Origin of the sequence: Gilvimarinus gilvus, assembly GCF_030518155.1 — a bacterium.
GTDB classification, from domain to species: Bacteria; Pseudomonadota; Gammaproteobacteria; order Pseudomonadales; family Cellvibrionaceae; genus Gilvimarinus; species Gilvimarinus gilvus.
Genome location: NZ_JAULRU010000075.1, coordinates 1 through 440, shown reverse-complemented (window position 1 = coordinate 440; position 440 = coordinate 1). Strand labels below are relative to the sequence as shown.

The window sequence follows — 440 nt, the reverse complement described above, 5'->3', positions numbered from 1 at the left end:
CTGGAAACTTTTTGAAAAACTTCTCAAAACACGAAAGTTCTGAAAAGAAAAATCTTGATTTTACAAAAAGTTCTTGGGTTAATTTTATTTCATTTACTTCGGACGGAATTAGTTTTACACAGAAATTTCATCCAGATGCGATTACAAAAGTTGAATTGCAAAAACATCCGATGTGGAAATCAAAAATCAATACTGATTTTTTTAAATATTTTCCTGCACAAAGTTACATGAATATTGGACTTGGTATTTATCCTGCCAACACGCGTTATGTGTTCGAAAATCAAAATTTCTTGACTACTTTTTTAGAACAATATGAAATTGATTTGAACAAATTAGAACAAAGTTTTGAAGGCGAAGCTTTGTTTAGTGTTTATGATTTTGAGATCGGAAAAGCATTCAATCCAAATGATTTTTTTGGTAAGAAAGAAGCTTTTATTAAG

General features: G+C 29.1%; 1 protein-coding gene. It reads left to right on the top strand.

Annotated elements, in window-relative coordinates; genetic code table 11:
• Window positions 1–11 precede the first annotated feature (11 nt).
• Window positions 12–440 (top strand): DUF4836 family protein (locus QWI17_RS00375; protein WP_302720517.1); only part of this gene is annotated, 429 nt, incomplete at its 3' end.